The organism is Luteimonas sp. A482 (assembly GCF_054072655.1).
The window spans coordinates 479,444-500,248 of the sequence record NZ_JBSVRO010000002.1 but is presented as its reverse complement, the minus strand read 5'-3'; the positions used below and the strand labels follow the sequence as shown (position 1 = coordinate 500,248).

Annotated in this window: 13 protein-coding genes; 4 read left to right on the top strand and 9 right to left on the bottom strand. The window is 69.9% G+C overall.

Annotated elements, in window-relative coordinates; all coding sequences use genetic code 11:
- The 4 genes from ACW5DW_RS10825 to asnB form a co-directional block, all read right to left on the bottom strand.
- A partial coding sequence (locus ACW5DW_RS10825) for an ESPR-type extended signal peptide-containing protein (protein WP_457018848.1) occupies positions 1 to 1,150 on the bottom strand: 1,150 nt, incomplete at its 3' end.
- Between the two features lie 649 nt (positions 1,151 to 1,799).
- A complete protein-coding gene (gene purL, locus ACW5DW_RS10820; RefSeq protein WP_457018847.1) occupies positions 1,800 to 5,750 on the bottom strand; it encodes a phosphoribosylformylglycinamidine synthase in 3,951 nt (1,316 codons plus the stop codon).
- 150 nt (positions 5,751 to 5,900) lie between these two features.
- Complete coding sequence (locus ACW5DW_RS10815; protein WP_457018846.1) at positions 5,901 to 6,725, bottom strand: DsbC family protein; 825 nt, start codon at positions 6,723 to 6,725, stop codon at positions 5,901 to 5,903.
- 109 nt (positions 6,726 to 6,834) lie between these two features.
- Positions 6,835 to 8,556, bottom strand: coding sequence for an asparagine synthase B (gene asnB, locus ACW5DW_RS10810; RefSeq protein ID WP_457018845.1), 1,722 nt, complete (start codon positions 8,554 to 8,556; stop codon positions 6,835 to 6,837).
- A gap of 340 nt (positions 8,557 to 8,896) precedes the next feature.
- Between asnB and ACW5DW_RS10805 the strand changes: the two genes are divergently transcribed.
- Positions 8,897 to 10,558, top strand: coding sequence for an ABC1 kinase family protein (locus ACW5DW_RS10805; RefSeq protein ID WP_457018844.1), 1,662 nt, complete (start codon positions 8,897 to 8,899; stop codon positions 10,556 to 10,558).
- Between the two features lie 90 nt (positions 10,559 to 10,648).
- On the opposite strand, the gene dapE is transcribed toward ACW5DW_RS10805, so the two are convergent.
- The 5 genes from dapE to map all read right to left on the bottom strand — a co-directional run bounded on the left by dapE (position 10,649) and on the right by map (position 16,596).
- Entirely contained in the window at positions 10,649 to 11,791 is a 1,143-nt protein-coding gene (dapE, locus tag ACW5DW_RS10800; protein WP_457018843.1) for a succinyl-diaminopimelate desuccinylase, read from the bottom strand.
- A complete protein-coding gene (locus ACW5DW_RS10795) occupies positions 11,788 to 12,156 on the bottom strand; it encodes a Spx/MgsR family RNA polymerase-binding regulatory protein (protein WP_457018842.1) in 369 nt (122 codons plus the stop codon). Before ACW5DW_RS10795 ends, dapE begins: the two co-directional genes overlap by 4 nt.
- A 116-nt stretch (positions 12,157 to 12,272) precedes the next feature.
- Entirely contained in the window at positions 12,273 to 13,121 is an 849-nt protein-coding gene (gene dapD, locus ACW5DW_RS10790) for a 2,3,4,5-tetrahydropyridine-2,6-dicarboxylate N-succinyltransferase (protein WP_457018841.1), read from the bottom strand.
- Positions 13,118 to 15,718 carry a [protein-PII] uridylyltransferase gene (gene glnD / locus ACW5DW_RS10785; protein WP_457018840.1) on the bottom strand — a complete coding sequence of 867 codons (2,601 nt, stop codon included), beginning with the start codon at positions 15,716 to 15,718 and terminating at the stop codon, positions 13,118 to 13,120. The genes dapD and glnD overlap by 4 nt, the downstream gene beginning before the upstream one ends.
- Positions 15,719 to 15,819: 101 nt before the next feature.
- Positions 15,820 to 16,596, bottom strand: a complete 777-nt coding sequence (gene map / locus ACW5DW_RS10780) for a type I methionyl aminopeptidase (protein ID WP_457018839.1) — start codon at positions 16,594 to 16,596, stop codon at positions 15,820 to 15,822.
- A gap of 395 nt (positions 16,597 to 16,991) precedes the next feature.
- Here map and rpsB point away from each other — a divergent pair, with 395 nt between their 5' ends.
- The 3 genes from rpsB to ACW5DW_RS10765 all read left to right on the top strand — a co-directional run bounded on the left by rpsB (position 16,992) and on the right by ACW5DW_RS10765 (position 20,670).
- Entirely contained in the window at positions 16,992 to 17,891 is a 900-nt protein-coding gene (rpsB, locus tag ACW5DW_RS10775; RefSeq protein ID WP_457018838.1) for a 30S ribosomal protein S2, read from the top strand.
- Between the two features lie 132 nt (positions 17,892 to 18,023).
- On the top strand, positions 18,024 to 18,902 hold the full coding sequence (tsf, locus tag ACW5DW_RS10770; RefSeq protein ID WP_457018837.1) for a translation elongation factor Ts: 879 nt from the start codon (positions 18,024 to 18,026) through the stop codon (positions 18,900 to 18,902).
- 262 nt (positions 18,903 to 19,164) lie between these two features.
- Positions 19,165 to 20,670: an HDOD domain-containing protein gene (locus tag ACW5DW_RS10765; protein WP_457018836.1), complete on the top strand. Its 1,506-nt coding sequence runs from the start codon at positions 19,165 to 19,167 to the stop codon at positions 20,668 to 20,670.
- Positions 20,671 to 20,805: the final 135 nt, after the last annotated feature.

Below are 20,805 nucleotides of genomic sequence, written 5' to 3'. Positions count from 1 at the left end.
CGCTATCGGCGCCGACGGCGGTCGCGTTGTAGCCGGAGGCCGCGCTCCAGCTGCCCACCGAGGTGCTGTTGAACCCCGACGCATCTGCACGGCCGCCGATGGCCGTGCCGTAGTCGCCCGACGCGTCCGACAGCGTACCGAAGGCCGAGGACTCGCTGCCCGAGGCCGCACTGTCGGCGCCCACCGCAGTCGCGTACGCGGACGTCGCCTGTGCACCGGCGCCCAGCGCGGTCGCGCCATCGCCTTGGGCCACGGCGTTCGCGCCGGCGGCAATCGCGCCTTCGCCATCGACGCTGGCGTCGTCGCTGCCGTCATCGGCGCCGTCGGCCTTGAAGTAGCGGTCGGTGTGTTCAGCGACCCCGGCCACCGCCTCCACCGCGTCGGCGACATCGCCAACCGCGGCAGCGACCTCATCCACCTGCCCGACCGTGGCTGCATCACTGACGGCGATGCCGTCGCTGACGTTGGTGATCCGTCGCGTGGCCGGACCGATCGTGCCCGCGCCCCCGCCGTTGCCCACCGACAGCACGCCGGCTTCTGTCGCGCGCGCGCCATAGCCGAGCGCCACGCTGCCCGAAGCGGCGGGGCTAGCGTAGGCGTTGAAGCCGATCGCGATCGCGCCTTCCGCGTGCGCCTGCGCGGCCTGGCCGACGGCGGTGCTGCGCAGGCCCAGCGCCTGGGTGGAACTGCCCAGCGCGGTCGATGCCGTGCCCGACGCCAGCGCGTTGGATCCCACCGCAGTCGCGTTGGACTGCAGCGCGCGCGCGTTGTTGCCGATCGCCGATGCGTTGGCGTGCGTCGCCCGTGCAGCATTGCCGACCGCCGTCGATCCGGCGCCGCTGGCGACCGCACCATTGCCGCAAGCCATCGCGCCGGTTGCGGTGGCGCTGGCCGTGCCGCAGTCCAAGGCCTTCTCCTTGGCCGGCGCCTTGGAAGGCGCATGCGACTTGCCCGCATGCTGTGACTTGGAACCCGATGGCCCACCAGGACCCTGCGCCATCGCAGCGCCGGCAAACACGACCGCGCCCGCCATCACCACCGCCTGCAGCAGGCGCGCACCTTTCCCCTTGCCCTTCGCCTTGGCCAGTTCGGACGCGACGATTACCTGACCGGTGGACTGGTTCCAGACCTTGGAGTAGATGCGGTTCATCGAGTGACCCTCGTGGTGGAATGGCTGACGAAAACCCCGGGAAGCGCATGCGCGGATGGCTCACGGCATGCGGTGCGCAATTGCGTCGGGAGGGAGCAGGGAGTGCTGCGGTCGCAATGAGATTCGGCTGTGAGCCAGTCCTTGTGCGGGCCAATAGCGCTGTTCCTGAACGCTCCTCGAATTGCTTGCAGCTGGGACGATATTCACCATGAGTGACAATTCTCGTCAAGCATTTGGTCGCAAAACGTCAGAAATTGACGCAGAGTTACCCTGCCACGGAAAATATCAGTGACTTACGCGATGTCCCGCGCATGGTTTCGATGTTTCCGGGGAAACGAGCTGACCTGAATGGAAAAGCAGCGCGTCGAGTCCGGCCGCAGGCACTGCTACATGGGTCCCGAGGGCGCCAGTCACGCGATTTCCAGGCGGGGATGGCTTCCGGGGGCCTACGAGCTTGTTGCTGCAGTGCAGCAAGAACTTTCCGCCTATCTGCAGTGGGGCGCAGGGCGCCGCCGCCATCGTCGGCTCGGGGCAGATCGCGGCAGCCACCCCGACAGGACAGACACCCCGATGCCGCCCGGGCGGGCACAGGCTGGATGGAGGACAGTGCGCGCTCCGCGCCGCGGCATCGCCGCGACGCGGGCGCAGGTCAGCCGAGCAGCGCCCGCGCGTTGCGGAACATCCGCATCCACGGCGAGGCGTCGGGCCAGTCGGCCGGCGCCCAGCTGAAATTGGCGCTGCGCAAGGTGCGCTCGGGATGTGGCATCAGGATCGTGGCGCGGCCATCGTCACTGGCCAGGCCTGCGATCGCGTCGGTCGAGCCGTTGGGATTGGCCGGATACGACGTTGCCGCCGCACCGTCGCCGTCCACGTAGCGAAGCGCCACGCGGGCCGCGGTGCGCTCGGCTTCGGAACCGAACTCGGCACGGCCTTCACCGTGGGAGACGACGACGGGGATGCGCGAGCCGGCCATGCCGGACAGGAACAGCGACGGCGAATCGAGCACTTCCAGCATGCCCAGGCGGCCCTCGAACTGCTCGCTGCGGTTGCGCAGGAAGTGCGGCCAGTGCATCGCACCCGGGATGATCTCCCGCAGCTGCGACAGCATCTGGCAGCCGTTGCACACGCCCAGGGAGAACGTCCCCGGGCGCAAGAAGAACGCGCCGAACTGGTCGCGCAGAAGGTCGCGCTCGAGGATCGACGTCGCCCAGCCGCGGCCCGCACCGAGCACGTCGCCGTAGCTGAAGCCGCCGCAGGCCACCAACCCGTCGAAGCCGTCCAGGCGCACGCGCCCGGCGATGAGGTCGCTCATGTGCACGTCGACCGCGCTGAAGCCGGCACGGTCGAAGCCCACCGCCATCTCAACCTGGCTGTTGACGCCCTGCTCGCGCAGGATCGCGACCTTTGGTCTCGCACCGGTGCCGATATAAGGCGCGGCCACGTCCTCGGACGGATCGAAGCCGAGCTTGGGCTGCAGGCCCGGTGCATCGAAGCGGCGCGCTGCATCGCGCTCCTCGTCGGCGCAGTCCGGGTTGTCGCGCAGTCGCTGCATCGCGTGGCTCACCGACCACCAGGCGTCGAACAGTTCCTCCCAGCGCCAGTCGACCAGGGTCTCGTCGCCATGCAGCACGCGGATGCGGCCGCCGCTGGTGGGACGCGCGATGCGCTGCGCGCACTCGACCAGGCCATGGCGCGCGAGCAGGTCGGCGAATTCCGCGCGGTCCTCGCACGCGATCTGCACCACAGCGCCCAGTTCCTCGGAGAACAGGGTGCGGAAGGCATCCTCGGCACGGTCCTCGCCCCAGCCGTCCAGGTCGATATCCAGGCCGCGGTGCGAACAGAACGCCATCTCGCACAGCGCGGCGAAAGTGCCGCCGTCGGAGCGGTCGTGGTAGGCGCGCAGCAGCCCTGCCTCGCGCGCATCGCGGATCAGTTCGAAGAAGGCCCGCAGCCGCGCCGGATCATCAAGATCGGGGCAGCTGCCGCCAAAGGCGTCGAAGCACTGCGCCAGGATCGAGCCGCCCAGGCGCTGCTTGCCCGCGCCCAGGCCGATCAGCCACAGCTCGCTGTCGATGCCATCCTCGATCAACGGCGTGAGCTGCCGGGTGACGTCGGGCACGGGCGCGAACGCGGTGACGATCAGCGAAACCGGCGAGACCGACTTGTGACTGGTGGACGGGGGCGGCTGGTCCGCAGCGGCGGCACCATTGGACGACGGCGGTTGTCCACCGCCCGCCGCATCGTTCCACTGCACCTGCATCGACAGCGAATCCTTGCCGACCGGAATGCTCAGGCCGAGCTCCGGGCACAGCTCCATGCCGACGGCATACACCGCGTCGAACAGCTTTGCGTCCTCGCCTGGATGGCCGGCGGCGGCCATCCAGTTGGCCGAAAGTTTGACCCGCTCGAGCGCCTCGATCGGCGCGGCGCACAGGTTGGTGATCGCCTCGCCCACGGCCATGCGTGCGGCCGCGGCGGCATCGATCAGCGCCAGCGGCGTGCGCTCGCCGATCGCCATCGCTTCGCCGGCCACGCCTTCATAGCCGGCCAGCGTCAGCGCGCAGTCGGCCACCGGCATCTGCCAGGGACCAACCAGCTGGTCGCGCGCGGTCAGTCCGCCCACGGCGCGGTCGCCGATCGTGATCAGGAACTGCTTGGCCGCGACGGTCGGGTGTGCCAGCACGCGCAGCCCGGCCTCGTGCAGGTCGATGGCATTGGTGTTGAGCCCGCGCCAGCGCACCGGCGCCGGGCGCTGCGCGTCGCGATGCATCTTCGGCGCTTTGCCGAACAGCACGTCCATGGGCAAGTTGATCGGCAGGTCCTGCGACGCCGATGCCGGCATGTCTCCCGCCAGCACGCCATACCCGACCGTCAGATGCTCCTCCGCCGTCGCCACGCCCACCGCGGCGAACGGGCAGCGCTCGCGTTCGCACAGCGCGGCGAATTCGGCCATGCGCGCCTGCGGCACGCCCAGCACGTAGCGCTCCTGCGATTCGTTGCACCACAGCTGCATCGGCGACAGCGAAGGGTCGTCGCTGGGCACGCGATCCAGGTCGATCACGCCGCCGACGTTGGAGTCGTGCAGCAGTTCGGGAATCGCGTTGGACAGGCCACCGGCGCCGACGTCGTGGATCGAGGCGATGGGATTGTCCTCGCCGAGCGCGACGCAGCTGTCGATCACTTCCTGGCAGCGGCGCTCCATCTCGGGGTTTTCGCGCTGTACCGAGGCGAAGTCGAGGTCTTCGGCGCTTTCGCCCGAAGCCACCGAACTCGCCGCGCCACCGCCCAGGCCGATCAGCATCGCCGGGCCACCCAGCACCACCACCGCGTCGCCGGGCTGCAGGCTGTGCTTGGCCACCATCGGCCGGTCCATCGCGCCGAGGCCGCCGGCCAGCATGATCGGCTTGTCGTAGGCGCGCGCGGGCTCGCCTTCGTGCTGCAGCTCGAAGCTGCGGAAATAGCCGAGCAGGTTCGGCCGCCCGAACTCGTTGTTGAATGCGGCGCCGCCGAGCGGGCCGTCGAGCATGATCTCCAGCGCCGGCGCCATGCGCGGGTTGAGCGCGCGCGGCGACTCCCAGGGCTGGGGCAGCGTGGGGATGCGCAGGTGCGAGACGCTGAAGCCGGTCAGGCCGGCCTTGGGCTTGCCGCCGCGGCCGGTCGCGCCCTCGTCGCGGATCTCGCCGCCGGCACCGGTGCTCGCACCGGAGAACGGAGAGATCGCGGTCGGATGGTTGTGGGTCTCGACCTTGATGCAGAACGCGCTGTCGGTAGGCGGCTCGCTGCGGTACTCGCCGCTGGCCGGATCGGGCCGGAAGCGGCTGGCCTGATAGCCCTCCATCACCGCCGCGTTGTCGCTGTAGGCCGATAGCGTGTACTGAGGCGTGCGCGCGTGGGTGTTGCGGATCATCGCGAACAGCGAGCGCGGCTGGTCCTCGCCATCTACCGTCCACGAGGCGTTGAAGATCTTGTGCCGGCAATGTTCGGAGTTGGCCTGCGCGAACATCATCAGTTCGACGTCGGATGGATCGCGGCCAAGCTCGGCATAGCGCTCGCGCAGGTACTCGATCTCGTCCGCGGCCAGCGCCAGGCCCAGGCGCGTATTGGCCTGCTCCAGCTGCGCCAGCGCAATGCGCTCGAACGCGCCGCGCGCCGGCGTGACGAACAGCCCGGCCGCCCCGGCGTGCGAAGCCAGCAGCGACTGCGTCATCGGGTCGTGCAGCAACCTCGACAGCGCGGCCTGGGCCGCAAGGTCGTCCGGCCAGTCGGCCAGGTCGATGCGGGTACCGCGCTCGACGCGGCGCACCGGCTGCCGGGCGCCGCGCAGGATCTCGCTGGCCTTGCTGGCCCAGGGCGAAATGGTGCCCAGGCGCGGGGCCACGAAGCGCGACACCGCACCTTCGACCACCGGAGCCAGGTGGTCGCCGGCCGACAGCACGCGCCGCAGCACGGCCGGATCCGGCGTTGCGCCCGGTTCGGAATCGACCCAGTAGACGTGCCAGGCGCCGACGATGCGGACCCCGGGCGATGCGGATTGGAGGCGGAGCTCAAGCCGTTCGCGACGGAACGGCGACAGGGCCGGCAGGCCCTCGAGGACGATCATGTCCGGGAGCACACTTGGGAGCGGGCCGCCTATTGTAAGCGGCTTTGCCGGACATGGCCCGCGGTTGCCCCGTCGGCCCGACACACCCGCCGGCCCTCCGCGCAGGGGCGGCTTCAGCCGCGACCGGGCCAGTCGTCCACGCCCCCGCCCTCAGCCCTCGCCGGAGCCACCCGGCTGCACCGCATCCATTTCCTGCAGCGCCGACAGCAGCGCATCGGGCGGCAAATAGCCCGGCATCGCCACGCCGCTGGCAGTGACGATCATCGGGGTGCCGGTCAGGCCCACGCGCTGGCCCAGATCGTAATGGCGCGCCACCGGGTTCTCGCAGCTGGCCTCGGGCACCTTGCGGCCGTCCTTGGCATCGGTCAGCGCCTTGCGACGATCCTTCGCGCACCAGACCGACACCATCAGACGGTAGTCCGGGGTATCGATCCCCATACGCGGGAAGGCCAGGTATTCGATGGCGATGCCGCGCTTGTTGTACTCGGCGATGTCCTGGTGCAGGCGGCGGCAGTAGCCGCACTCCACGTCGGTGAACACGCTGACGGTGTACTTCGGGCTGGGCGGCGCGAAGACGATGCGTTCGCTGGCCGGCACCGCCGCCACCAGGCGGCGCCGCACCTCGGCCACGCCGGCCTGGCTGACGTCGCGCTTGGCCTCGATGTCGTACAGGCTGCCCTGCAGCAGGTACTTGCCGTCATCGCTCACGTACAGCGCCTGGCCGCCGACGATCACTTCCTGGAAGCCGTCCAGCGGCGCGGTCGAGATCGCGTCGATCCGGATCTCCGGATTGATCGCCATGATCGCCTGGCGGGCGCGATCTTCCGGCGTGCCCGGCCTGGTCTGGACCTCTTCGACGGCGACGGTATCTGCGCCGGTCGCCTCCCCGTCCGGGCCTTCGTCCGGCGCCTGCGCGCAGGCGGACAGGCTGGCGGCACACAGGGCGGACAACAGCAGGCTTCGCATCACGGACATGGGCTCGGCGCGGGGCGCATTCGCGGAAAGCGTGAATTGTCGCACGCCGTGTCGCGGCGCCCGCGCGGGCGACGCCGACCGGTACGGGCGGGTTCAACCGCGCCGGCGTTCAGTCCCGCGCAAGCGCCTGGGCGTGAACGCCCGCGACTGCGCGCCCCGAGGGATCGGCCATCGCCGCGAAGCTCGCGTCCCAGGCGATCGCCGCGGGCGACGAGCAGGCGATCGACTTGCCGCCGGGCACCGTTTCGGCACAGGCCGCGCCGGGATAGAACTGCTCGAAGAGCGTGCGGTAGAAGTGCGCCTCCTTGGTCTGCGGCGGGTTGACCGGGAAGCGGCGGCCGGCGGCGGCGAGCTCACGGTCGCTCACCTGCGCTTCGGCGTGCGCCTTGAGTGCGTCGATCCAGCCGTAGCCCACGCCGTCGCTGAACTGCTCCTTCTGGCGCCACAGGATCGCCTCGGGCAGGTAGCCCTCGAAGGCCGCGCGCAGCACGCCCTTCTCCATACGCTGTGGGCCCTGCGCGCCGCGGTCGATCATCTTGTGGGTCGCGTCCATGCGCATGGCCACGTCCATGAACTCGCGGTCCAGGAACGGCACGCGCGGCTCCACGCCCCAGGCCATCATCGACTTGTTGGCGCGCAGGCAGTCGTAGTTGTGCAGCGCGTCGATCTTGCGCACCAGCTCCTCGTGGAACTCGCGGGCGTTGGGCGCCTTGTGGAAGTACAGGTAGCCACCGAAGATCTCGTCGCTGCCCTCGCCGGACAGCACCATCTTCACTCCCATCGCCTTGATCCGCCGCGCCAGCAGGTACATCGGCGTGGAGGCGCGGATGGTGGTGACGTCGTAGGTCTCGATGTGGCGGACCACCTCCGGCAGCGCATCCAGCCCTTCCTGCAGGGTGTAGGTGAAGCCGTGGTGCACGGTGCCCAGCATCTCCGCCGCCACTTCGGCGGCGGCAAGATCCGGCGAACCGTCCAGCCCGATCGCGAACGAGTGCAGGCGCGGCCACCAGGCTTCGCTGGCGTCGTTGTCCTCCACGCGATGGCGCGCATAGCGCGCGGCGACCGCAGCCACCAGCGAAGAGTCGAGCCCGCCGGAAAGCAGCACGCCATAGGGCACGTCGGTCATCAGCTGGCGATGCACCGCGGCCTCGAACGCCTCGCGCAGCTCCTGCAGCTCCACCTGCACGCCTTCGACCGCCGCATAGTCGCGCCACGGGCGCTCGTAGTAGCGGTGCAGCGCGCCTTCGGGCCGGCCATCCGCGCCGTCGGCCGACCACTCGTACCAGTGCCCCGGCGGGAACTGGGCGACGTCCGCGCAGATGGGCGCCAGCGCCTTCATCTCCGAGGCCACGCACAGACGTCCTTCGCGGTCATGGCCCCAGTACAGCGGCACCACGCCGATCGGATCGCGCGCGATCAGCACGCGCCCGCGCTGCGCATCCCACAGGGCGAAGGCGAAGATGCCGTTGAGGCGGTTGAGGAAGGATCCCGGGCTGTCCTCGCGGTACAGCGCGTTGATCACCTCGCAGTCCGATCCGGTCTGGAAGTCGTAGTCCTGCTGGAGTCCGGCCTTGAGCTCGCGGTGGTTGTAGATTTCGCCATTGACCGCGAGCACCTGCGCGCCATCGGCCGATCGCAGCGGCTGCGAGCCGCCGGCCGGGTCGACGATCGCCAGGCGCTCGTGCACCAGGATCGCGCCGTCGTCGTGATGGATGCCGCTCCAGTCCGGGCCGCGGTGGCGCTGGCGCTGGGACAGTTCCAGCGACTGCCGGCGCAGGGCCGCGATGTCGTCGCCGGGCTGCAGCCCGAAGATGCCGAAGATCGAACACATGGGGGGGACGCTCCTGGAGAAGAGAAGGCCGGGCCTGGTCCCGATACGAAAAAAGCCCGCATCCTGCGATGCGGGCTTTTGCGTTCCGGGCGAGGCCCCGGAGGGATCTACGCCTGGCTGCAGCCCGCTGCGCGCACACGATTGTTGGCCGCATTGGAATTGCGGTTGCGAACCTGCGCGTTGCGGAAGGACTGCGTTGCCATGTGGCGACCGTAAAGGACGCTTTCGCGGTTTGCAACGGTTGCAGACACAACCGTCACCAGGCCGCCGGAATACTGCCGGGCGCGCTGGCCGGGGGCCTGCGGACACAGTCAAGGGGCGACCATACGTGAACGACACCATGCAGCGGCTTTCCCGCACCTCGCAGATCATCGCCATGTTCGCGCGCTATCGGCGCGCCGGCATCATGACCGGCCTGGACCTGGGAGACGCGCGCGACGAGGAAGCGGCCGACGGCGAGACCGATGCGCTCGCCGAGCGCTTCGTCAACGACCTCGAGGCCATGGGACCGGCCTTCGTCAAGCTGGGCCAGGCGCTGTCGACGCGTCCGGACCTGGTGCCGGCAAGCTGGCTGGCCGCGCTCGAGCGCATCCAGGACGACGCCACGCCCGCGCAGGTCGGGGACATCGAGGTTTTGCTCGAGAACGAGCTCGGCGTGCGCGCGAGCAAGGTGTTCGCCGAGATCGATCCCAAGCCGATGGCGGCCGCCTCGCTCGCGCAGGTGCATCGTGCGGTCCTCCACGACGGCCGCGTGGTCGCACTGAAGATCCAGCGTCCCGACGTGGCGACATCGGTACGCAGCGACCTGGACGTGCTGGCGCAGCTGGCGGGTACCGCCGACACGCTGACCGATGCCGGTCGCCGCCTGCGCCTGGCCGACTGGATCGCCGAGTTCCGCAAGGCGATGCTCAACGAGCTCGACTACCGGATCGAAGCGGAGAACCTGGACCGCTTCGGCCGCCACCTGTCCGCCTACCCGCTGCTGCGGGTTCCCAAGCCGCTGTGGGACTACGTGACCCCGCGGCTGCTGGTGATGGACTGGATCGAGGGCATCAACGTCACTCGCATCACCGGCCTGCGCCGCACCGAGCTCGACACCGCGCCGGCCACCAGCCAGCTGCTGCGGGCCTACCTCGACCAGGTGTTCGTGCACGGCGACATCCACGCCGACCCGCACCCGGGCAACGTGCTGCTGGGCCCCGACGGGCGCATCGCGCTGATCGACCTGGGCATGGTGGCCACCATTCCGCCGCGCCAGCGCGAACACCTGCTCAAGCTGGTGTTCGCGGCCGTCGACGGTCGCGGCGAGGACGTGGCGCGCCAGCTCGTGGTGCTCGGCACGCGGCTGGAGGACTTCGACGAAGGCGCATACGTGCGCGAAATATCGCAGGCGGTGGCGCGCTATGCCAACGCCACCCGGCGCGCGTCGGAAGGCAGGATGGTGCTGGACCTGGTGCGCCGCGCCACCGAGTGCGGGCTGCGCACGCCTCCGGAGATCAGCCTGCTGGGCAAGACCCTGCTCAACCTCGAGCGCGTGGTGGAGACGCTCGCACCGGAGCTGGACGTCCGCGAGCAGATCGAATCGCACCTGCAGTCGCTGATGCGCGACCGTCTGCGCAAGGCGCTGTCGCCGGCCAACCTGGCCACCGAGGCGCTGGAACTGCAGGAGCTGGTGCGCGACGCGCCGCGCAAGATCTCCGACACGCTGTCGCTGCTGGCGTCGAACCGGATGCAGGTGCGCCTGGCGGGGCTCGACGACTCCCGGCTGATGGAGAACCTGCAGAAGATCGCCAACCGGATCGCCTCGTCGGTGGTGATCGCGGCCCTGTTGCTGTCGTCCACGCAGCTGATGCGGCTGGACGTGGGCCCGAGCATGTGGGGCTACCCGGCGCTGGCGGTGGTGATGTTCGTGATTGCCGCGGTGCTTGCGGTGATGCTGGTGATCAGCGCCATGCGCTACGACCGGCGCGCGCGCCCCGTCGAGCGAACGGGGGCGGAGTAGAGCCGCGCCGTACGTACCACGGCGCCCCTGCAGGAGCAGCTTCAGCCGCGACCCGGGACGCGACGCAAGCGATCGCGGCTGGAGTCGCTCCTACACAGGCGGGGTTTCGGGCAGGAGGCGTTCGATCAGGGCGAGGTAGAGGTCGGGCAGCGCTTCGAGGTCGGACACGCGCACGTGTTCGTCGACCTGGTGGATGCTGGCGTTGACCGGACCGACTTCGATGCACTGCGCGCCGAGCGGCGCAATGAAACGGGCGTCGGAGGTGCCGCCGCCGGTGCTCTCTTCGGGCATGGTGCCGGCGAACTGCGCCAGCACCTCGCGCGCCGCGGCGCGCAGCGGGCCTTCGGGCGTATGGAAGGGCTCGCCGCTGCGATGCCAGTGCAGCGTGTAGTCCAGGTCATGGCCGTCCAGCAGGGCCGAGACCTCGGCCTCCAGCGCAGCGGCATCCCAGTGCGGGTTGTAGCGCAGGTTGAACAGCACCCGCAGTTCGCCCGGGATGACGTTGCCCGCCCCGGTCCCGGCGTTGATGTTGGAGATCTGCAGGCTGGTGGGCGGGAAGCTTTCATAGCCGTCGTCCCAGGCGCGCGCGGCCAGCTCGGCGAGCGCGGGCCCCGCGGCGTGGATCGGGTTGCGCGCCTTCTCCGGGTAGGCGACGTGGCCCTGCACACCGTGCACGGTGAGCGTGGCCGACAGGCTGCCGCGGCGGCCGACGCGCAGCAGGTCGCCCAGGCGCGCGGTCGAGGACGGCTCGCCGGTGATGCACCAGTCGATGCGGGTACCGCGCTCGCGGAACAGCTGCGCCACGCGGCGCACGCCATCGATCGCGTCGCCCTCCTCGTCCGAGGTCAGCAGCAGGGCGATGGTGCCCGGATGGTCCGGATGCTCGATCACGAAGCGCTCGAGCGCGATCACGAACGCAGCGACGCTGCCCTTCATGTCGGCGGCGCCGCGTCCGTACAGCACGCCGTCGCGCACCGTGGGCACGAAGGGATCGCTGCGCCATGCCTCCGCCGGGCCGGGCGGCACCACGTCGGTATGGCCCAGCAGCACCAGCATCGGGCCTGCGCTGCCGTGCATGGCCCAGAGGTTGTCGACCTCGCCCAGGCGCATGTGCTCGATGGCGAAGCCGGCGCGGGCGAGGCGCGCGGCGATGAGCGCCTGGCAGCCGGCGTCGTCGGGCGTTACCGACGGTCGCGCGATCAGCGCGCTGGCAAGTTCGAGCACCTCGCTCACGTGGTCATGCCTCCGATCCCGAAACGCTGCTTGAAACCGTTGTCGGTAAAGCCCTGCGTGACCTGGCCATCTTCGGTCACCACCACCGGACGCCGGATCAGCTGCGGATACTCGCGCAGCAGCAGCTTCCATTCCGCATCGCTGGCCGCGGCCTTGCGGTTGTCGGGCAGCTGCCGCCAGGTGGTCGAGGACTTGTTGACCATGGCGGCAAAACCGCCCAGCTTCCCGGCCCACTCGACCAGGGTGTCCGGCGTCGGCTTGCTGTCGCGATAGTCGACGAAGGCATGCGCGACTCCGAAACGGTCCAGCCATTTCGTCGCCTTCCGGCAGGTGTCGCAGTTCCTCAGTCCGTACAGCGTGGTCATGCATCCATCCCTCAATCCGATCCATGTAGAAGCGGCTTCAGCCGCGATCCGCCGCATCCTCGATCGCGGCTGAAGCCGCTCCTACAACAGCCAAAGGTGCACCGCTCGCAGAACGATCAGTCCGCCAGGCCGCGCAGCAGGTCGTTGACGCTGGTCTTGCTGCGGGTCTTCTCGTCGACCTGCTTGACGATCACCGCGCAGTACAGCGAGTGGGAGCCGTCCTTCGCCGGCAGCGAGCCCGACACCACCACGCTCCCCGGCGGCACGTAGCCGTAGCTGACTTCGCCGGTGGCGCGGTTGTAGATGCGCGTGGACTGGCCGATGAACACGCCCATGCCGATCACGCTGTGGTGGCCGACCACCACGCCCTCCACCACTTCGGAGCGCGCGCCGATGAAGCAGTGGTCCTCGATGATGGTCGGGCTGGCCTGCAGCGGCTCGAGCACGCCGCCGATGCCGGCGCCACCGGACAGGTGCACGTGCCTGCCGATCTGTGCGCACGAGCCGACCGTCGCCCAGGTATCCACCATCGTGCCCTCGCCGACGTACGCACCGATGTTGACGAAGCTCGGCATCAGCACCACGTCGCGGCCCAGGTACGTGCCGCGGCGCGCGACCGCACCCGGCACCACGCGCACGCCCATGGCCTTGAACCGCTCCGCGTCGAAGCCGGCGAAGCGCGCTTCGACCTTGTCCCAGTACGGCGCCGGCTGCGCGTCGACCACGGCCATGTCGTTGACCCGGAAGTACAGCAATACCGCCTTCTTCAGCCACTCGTTGACCCGCCAGCCGCCTTCTGCCGCTGGTTCGGCCACGCGCAGCTCGCCGCTTTCCAGCCCCTGGATCGCCGCCTCCACCGCGGGCCTGACCACGTCGCCGGTCTCCTCGGCGGTCAGCGTGGTGCGACGCTCCCAGGCGTCCTCGATGGTGCGCTGGACGCCGCTTGCCTGTGCCGCTGGGGTCATGCCGTGGTTTCTCCGTCGATGCCGAGTTGGAGCGCGCCCCGCAGGGCGTCGCGCTGGATGTCGTCGAGTGCGCGGTCTTCGCGGTCGCTGACCAGGAACACGTCCTCGGCGCGCGCGCCGAAGGTGGCGATGCGTGCATCGTGCACGCGGATGTGCTGCTGGCGCAGGACCTGGGCGATGTCGGCCAGCAGCCCGGGGCGGTCGGTGCAGACCAGGCTCATCACGGTGCGGCGGCCATCGGCGGTGGTGTCGAAGTCGATCTGCGGCACCACCCGGAAATGGCGCAGGTGCCGCGGCTGTGCGCGCCGCGCCGGGCGCACGTCGAGCGACCCGGCCAGCACGGTGGCCAGCTTGCGATCGATGGCACCGATGTCGGGCGCCTGGCGCTGGTCGATCGACAGCACCTGGAAGGTGTCGAAGATGGTCCGCTGCGGCCCATCCAGCGCGCGCGCCTGCTGGATCGCAAGGCCCATGCGGTCGAGGGTGATCACGATCGCGGCGAACAGGCCGTCGCGGTCGGGCGCGTGCACGAACACCTCCAACGCATCGCCCGCGCCCGCCACGCGTCGCACGCGCACCACGGTCGCGCCGGGACCGGCGTCGCGCAGCGCCAGCGCCTGCCACACGACCTGGTCGGCGCGCGCGCGCAGGAAGCCGGTGTCGGGCATGCGCGCGAACAACGCGTCGATCCCGTCCACGCCCTCGGCGACCAGCAGGCCGCGGGACTTGTCGCGCGTTTCGGCGATGCGGTCGGCGGCGCCGACGCGGTGCTCCAGCCCACGCCGCAGCGCATAGCGCGTGGCGGTCCTCAGGTCGGCCAGCAGCCGGTCCTTCCATGCGTTCCACAGCTGCGGCGAGGTGCCGGCGATGTCGGCGCATGTGAGCAGGTACAGGTAGTCCAGGCGCTCGCGGTCGGCGACCTCGACCGCGAAGCGGTGGATCACCGCCGGATCGGAGATGTCCTGCTTCTGCGCGGTTACCGACATCAGCAGGTGCTTGAGCACCAGCCACTCGACCAGCGCGGTGTCGACGGCGCCGTAGCCGTGCGCCTGGCAGAAGACACGCGCGTCGACCGCGCCGAGTTCGGAATGGTCGCCGCCACGGCCCTTGGCGATGTCGTGGAACAGCCCCGCGACGAGCAGCAACTCGGGCTTGCGCAGGTGCGGCCAGACCTCGTGCGCCATCGAGAAACGCTCGTCGGGGATGCCGGTGGAGAACGACGCCAGGTTGCGCAGCACCGCCAGCGTGTGCTGGTCGACCGTGTACACGTGGAACAGGTCGAACTGCATGCGCCCGGACACCTGCGCGAAGGCCGGGATCCAGCGGCCCAGCACGCCCAGCCGGGCCATGCGCTCGAGCGTGCGCACCGGGCCGGGGCCGCGCAGCAGCGAGATGAAGGCTTCGCGCATATCCGCAAGCGCCACGTCGTACGCGGGCAGCGCGTGCAACGATTCGGCCAGTGCGCGGGCGGTCCTGGAATGCAGCCCCTTGGCCTCGGGATGGTCGGCCCACAGCGCGAACAGCGACAGTACCCGCGACATGTCGCCACCCGGCCAGAACTCGTCGCGGGCGACCAGGTAGCCGCGCTTCATCGCGAACTCCGCGTCCAGCGGCACCGCCTCGACGTCGCCCTCGATCTGCTCTTCGTAGCGCTGCAGCAGGCGTTCGCCGATGCGCAGCAGGATCGCGGCGCTGCGGTAGAAGCCCTGCATCATCCGCTCGACCGCGGCATTGTCGGCGTCGTCCAGGTGCTGCAGGCGCGCGGCCAGCGTCTTCTGGTAGTCGAAGCGCAGCCGCTCCTCGCGCTTGCCGGCCGCCAGGTGCAGGCCGTAGCGCAGCCGGGACAGCAGGCGCCACTCGCGTTCCAGCGCGGAGTATTCGTCCAGGCCCAGGTGGCCGAGCGGGATCAGCGATTCGATGTCGCGGGTACCGAACACGCGCCGCGCCATCCAGCGCAGGGTGTGGATGTCGCGCAGGCCGCCGGGGCCTTCCTTGATGTTGGGCTCGAGGTTGTCGGCGGTGTCGCCGAAGCGCGCATGGCGCTGGCGCAGTTCCTCGCGCTTGGCGTAGAAGAATTCGCGCGACGGCCAGACCCGTTCGACCGACACCGCCTCTTCCAGGCGCGCGGCCATCTCCGGCGTCGCCACCAGCGGCCGTGCCTCGATCAGCGAAGTCATGACGGTGATGTCGTCGGCTGACGCCTGGGTACATTCGGCCAGCGTGCGCACGGCGTGGCCGACCGGCAGGCCGGCGTCCCACAGCAGGGCGAACAGGCGCGACAGGGCGGCGGTATCGGCCTCGCAGGCGTCGTCGCCGACCAGCACCAGCAGGTCGATATCCGAACGCGGGAACAGCTCGCCGCGGCCGTAGCCACCGACCGCGAACAGGGTCAGCGCCGCATCCGCCGGCACGGTGCGCGACCAGGCCTGGCGCACCAGTCCGTCGACCGCGATCACGCGCGCCAGCAGCAGGCGCTCGATGTCATCGTCCGCATCGAAGCGCAGGGCGAAGCCGGCGTCCTGCGCGCGCAGGTTCTCGGCGGCCAGCGCGGCCCAGGCCGCGTCGTCGTCGCCAGCCGCCGTGTCCACGTCAGCCACCGGCGACGGCCGCAGGCGCCGGACGTGCTCGGCCGACGACGCAGCCGCCGTGGGCCAGTGCGCGGATGCGGTCGGGAGCGGCGTATGGCATCGGCATCGCCCTACAGGTCGTTGTCGTCGCCGGGCAGGCGGGTCAGGATCTCGACGCCGTCGGCGGTCACCAGCACGGTGTGCTCCCACTGCGCCGAAAGCTTGCGGTCCTTGGTCACCACGGTCCAGCCGTCCGGCAGCAGCCGGGTGAAGCGCGTTCCTTCATTGATCATCGGTTCGATAGTGAAGGTCATGCCGGGCTGGAACACCAGCCCCTCGCCGGGCCGTCCGTAATGCAGCACCTGCGGGTCCTCGTGGTAGACCTTGCCGATGCCGTGGCCGCAGTACTCGCGTACCACGCTGAAGCGTTCGCCTTCGGCATATTCCTGGATCGCATGGCCGACATCGCCCAGCGTCGCCCCCGGCCGGACCGCGCGGATTCCGCGGAACAGCGCCTCGCGCGTGGTGTCCACCAGGCGGCGCGCCATCACCGAGGGCGTGCCCACGTAGTACATGCGGCTGGTGTCGCCGTGCCAGCCGTCCTTGATGACGGTGACGTCGATGTTGATGATGTCGCCGTCCTTGAGCACCTTGGCTTCGCCGGGAATGCCGTGGCAGATGACGTTGTTGGCCGAGATGCACGTCGTCTTCGGATAGCCCTTGTAGCCCAGGTTGGCCGGGGTCGCCTTCTGCACGTTGACGATGTGGTCGTGGCAGATGCGGTCGAGCTCGTCGGTATTGACGCCGGGCCTCACGTGGGGCGCGACGACCTGCAGCACCTCGGCCGCCAGCCGCCCGGCCACGCGCATCTTCTCGATCTGCTCGGGGGTCTTGAGGGAAATGGTCATGCGCCCATTATCGCCGAGCCCGGCGCGCTCTGCCCGGGTGGCGGCCTGGCCGGCGCGCCCGGCGGCGGCCCCGCGGCCGCCCGCCGCCCGCGATCCGACGCGTGGCGGCCTGCCCCGGTTTGCCTGCGCCGCGGCTCCGGGCTATGATCGCCGGGTTGTGCCTGGCGCTCCTGCCAGGCCGCCGCCCACGCCGGGCGTGGCGTCACCTCGACGCAGGCGAATACACACCCGCTGCAGACACCCGTGCCGGGGTGTCCCCGGTCCGCAAGGAACGGGGATCTGGCCACGGAGGCAGCGGGGAGGCCCAACCCCGGAACCACGCGTCCCGCGCCCAGCGCAGGCCGCACCGCCCTTCACAGAACCGGGCGGCGGTTCCCTTTCAGGAGTTCGAAGCAATGCCCCAGATCACCATGCGCCAGATGCTGGAAGCCGGCGTCCATTTCGGCCACCAGACGCGCTACTGGAACCCGAAGATGGCGCCTTACATCTTCGGTGCCCGCGGCAAGATCCACATCATCAACCTCGAGAAGACGGTTCCGCTGTTCAACGACGCGATGAACTTCATCTCGGGGATCGCCCAGAAGCGCGGCATCATCCTGTTCGTCGGCACCAAGCGCAGCGCGCGCGACCCGATCAAGGAAGAGGCCGAGCGCTGCGGCATGCCGTACATGACCCAGCGCTGGCTGGGCGGCACGCTGACCAACTTCCGCACCGTCAAGCAGTCGGTGTCGCGCCTGAAGGAACTGGAAGCGGCCGAAACCGACGGCACCTTCGAGAAGCTGGTCAAGCACGAAGTGCTGGGCCTGCGCCGCGAGCGCGACAAGCTGGAAGCTTCGCTCGGCGGCCTGAAGGACCTCAACCGCCTGCCCGACGCGCTGTTCGTGATCGACATCGGCCATGAAGACATCGCGGTCAAGGAAGCCAAGAAGCTCGGCATCCCGGTGATCGCCGTGGTCGACACCAACTACGACCCGGCCCTGGTCGACTACGCCATCCCAGGCAACGACGACGCCATCCGCGCCGTGCAGCTGTACGGCCGCGCCGCCGCCGACGCCGTGCTGGAGGGCAAGGCCGCCGCGCCGAACGCTTCCAACGTGCGCGAGGAAGAGTTCGCCGAGGGCCAAGGCAAGCCGGGCCGCCGCGCGCCCGCGAAGAAGGCTGCCGTGGCCGAGGCGACAGCGCCGGTTGAGGGCGCAGCGCCGGTCGAGACGGCCGATGCGACAGCTCCGGCCGAAGCGGCAGCGCCGGTCGAGGGCCAGGAAGCCCCGGCGCCGGACGCGACTCCGGCAGCCTGATCCGGCGGCAAACGCGACCGCGGCGCCCTGCCGCGGTCGACCGGCCGGCCGGTCACCCGCCTGCGCGAGCATGAACCGCCCGCGGCAGCGGCGTGCCGCCGGACATCTTTCGAACAAATCCGAGGTCCCCCAATGGAAATCACCGCTTCCCTGGTCAAGGAACTGCGCGAGCGCACCGGCGCCGGCATGATGGAGTGCAAGAAGGCGCTCACCGAGCACAACGGCGACGTCGACGCAGCCGCCGAAGCGCTGCGCAAGTCCGGCCTGGCCAAGGCCGACAAGAAGGCCAGCCGCATCGCCGCCGAAGGCCGCATCGTCAGCGCCCAGGACGGCGGCAAGGCCGTCCTGGTCGAGGTCAACTCCGAAACCGACTTCGTCGCCATCGACGACAACTTCAAGGGCTTCGCCGAAGCCGTCGTGCAGGCCGCGCTGGCCTCCGGCGCCGCCGATGCCGAAGCGCTCAAGGCCGCGAAGCTCGCTTCCGGCGAAACCGTCGAGGAGGCCCGCGCCGCCGTCATCGCCAAGGTCGGCGAGAACGTGCAGGTCCGCCGCGTCGCCTCCATCGACTCCGCCAACACCGTGGCCGCCTACGTCCACGGCGGCAAGATCGGCGTGCTGGTCGAGCTCAAGGGCGGCGATGCCGACCTGGCCCGCGGCCTGGCGATGCACGTCGCGGCGATGAACCCGCCGCACAACAGGCAGTCCGACGTGCCGGCCGAGTTCGTGGCCAAGGAAAAGGAAATCGAGCTGGCCAAGATGTCCGAGAAGGACCGCTCCAAGCCGGCCGAGATCCTGGAGAAGATCATCGGCGGCAAGATCGCCAAGATCGTCAACGAGGTCAGCCTGTACGGCCAGCCCTACGTGCTCGACACCGACAAGACCGTCGAGGCCGTGCTCAAGGCCGCCGGCGCCGAAGTGGTCGGCTTCCAGCGCCTGGCCGTCGGCGAGGGCATCGAGAAGGTGGTCGAGGATTACGCCGCCGAAGTGATGAAGCAGGCCGGGCTGGCGTAAGCCACCACGCCACGCCGCAACGCCGAAAGAAGCCGCGGGGAACCGCGGCTTCTTTCGTTCCGGCGCGGTTGCACTGGCGGTGGCCAGGAAAGCTCTGGGCAACTGTCATCTCAAGCGTAAACGAGAGAGGGGCCCCGCGGGCCGTTGAAACCCGCGTCCCGCCTTCGCGGCAATGGGGATCAACAGGGAGTTGTTCAGGCCTTCCCTAAGGAATCGGCCGTGGTTGCCGATAACCGGTCCGGGAATCCCTGGTCAGGTTGCGATGCACTCCGAACTTCAAGCCGTGCTGGCCCATTGTCGCAACCTGCCGTCGCCGCCTGCGATCGCGCTGCGCATCATCGACCTGGCGCAGCAGCCGGATGCCGACCTGGACGCGACGGCCGACGTCATCGCCAAGGACAGCGCGCTCAGCGCGCGCATGCTGCGCATCGCCAACTCGCCGCTGTACGCCAACCGCCGCCAGGTCGCGACCCTGGGCCAGGCGCTGACCCTGCTCGGCCTCAACGCCACGCTGAGCCTGGCCCTGGGGCTGTCGCTGAGCCGCAACCTGCGTGACGCGCAACCCGGCGACGAGCAGGGACTTCTTTGGCGGCGCAGCGTGCTGTCCGCAATGGCGGCACGCCTGCTCGGCGAGGAGGTCGGGCTGGCGCGACTCGAGGAACTGATGCTGGCCGGTCTGCTGCAGGACATCGGCGCGTTGGCTCTTCTGCAGGTCCGGCCGGATGCCTACCGCGAGCTGCTGCGCGCCGCCGAGGGTCCGGACGACCGGCTGCGCCGCGAGCGCGAAGCGCTGGGCGGCGACCACGCTGAAATCGGAGCGTGGATCGCGAACCTCTGGAACCTGCCGGGCTACCTGCAGCAGGCGATCCGCGCCAGTGAATCGGCTGCAGGCGACGGCAACTGCTTCCATGACTGCATCGCCGCTTCGGGTTTCGTGGCCGACGTGTGGCTGGCGACCGACGAGCACCTCACCCGGAGTGCGCGGCAGCGCGCGATGGCCGCCACCCGCGACCGGCTGGGCCTGGACCAGGCGCGGTTCGACGTCCTGATCACCCGCATGTCGGACGCCCTGCCCGACATCGCGTCCCTGTTCGACGTGCACGTCGTGCAACCGGAACATCTCGACGCCATCGTCGAGCATGCCCGCGAGCTGCTGCTCGTGCGCAACCTGCGCGAGATCCGGGGCGCCATCCAGACGCGCGGCCAGGCCGACGCCACCGACGAGCGCATGCGCGAGCTGGAGGAGCTGGCGCTGCGCGACCCGCTGACCGGCATGTACAACCGGAGCCAGCTGGAAGACATGCTGGAACGCGAGTTCGGGGCCTCCGTGCAGCGCGACCAGCCCCTGAGCCTGGTGTTCATCGACCTGGACGATTTCAAGCAGGTCAACGACCGGCACGGCCACCTCGTCGGCGACCAGGTGTTGAGCGAGTTCGCCCAGGTGCTGTCGCGCCTGCTGCGCAGTACCGACCTGATCGTGCGCTACGGAGGCGAGGAATTCCTGGTGATGCTGAGCAATTCCAGTACCGATGCCGCGCTGGCGGTGATCCGGCGCATCCTCGACGAGGTTTCGCGGACCTCGATGGCCATCGTCGAGGGGGCCCCGCTGTACGTGACCTTCTCGGCAGGAGTGGCCACACGGGGCGGGCAGGAACGGTTCGAAAGCGCGCGCGACCTGCTGGACGCCGCGGACCAGGCCCTGTACGGCGCCAAGCGCCAGGGCCGCAACCGGGTGACAACACGCACTCCCGACGGCACGGATTCCTGACCGGACCCCGACGCGCAAGGCCCTGGACCCAGACGCGCCACCACGGCGCGCGACCCGGCGCGCTCCATGCGGCAGCCTGGATCGGCGCCGCGAAGCCTTCGCGCATCGGCGCGATCCGCTAGAATCCACGGGTTT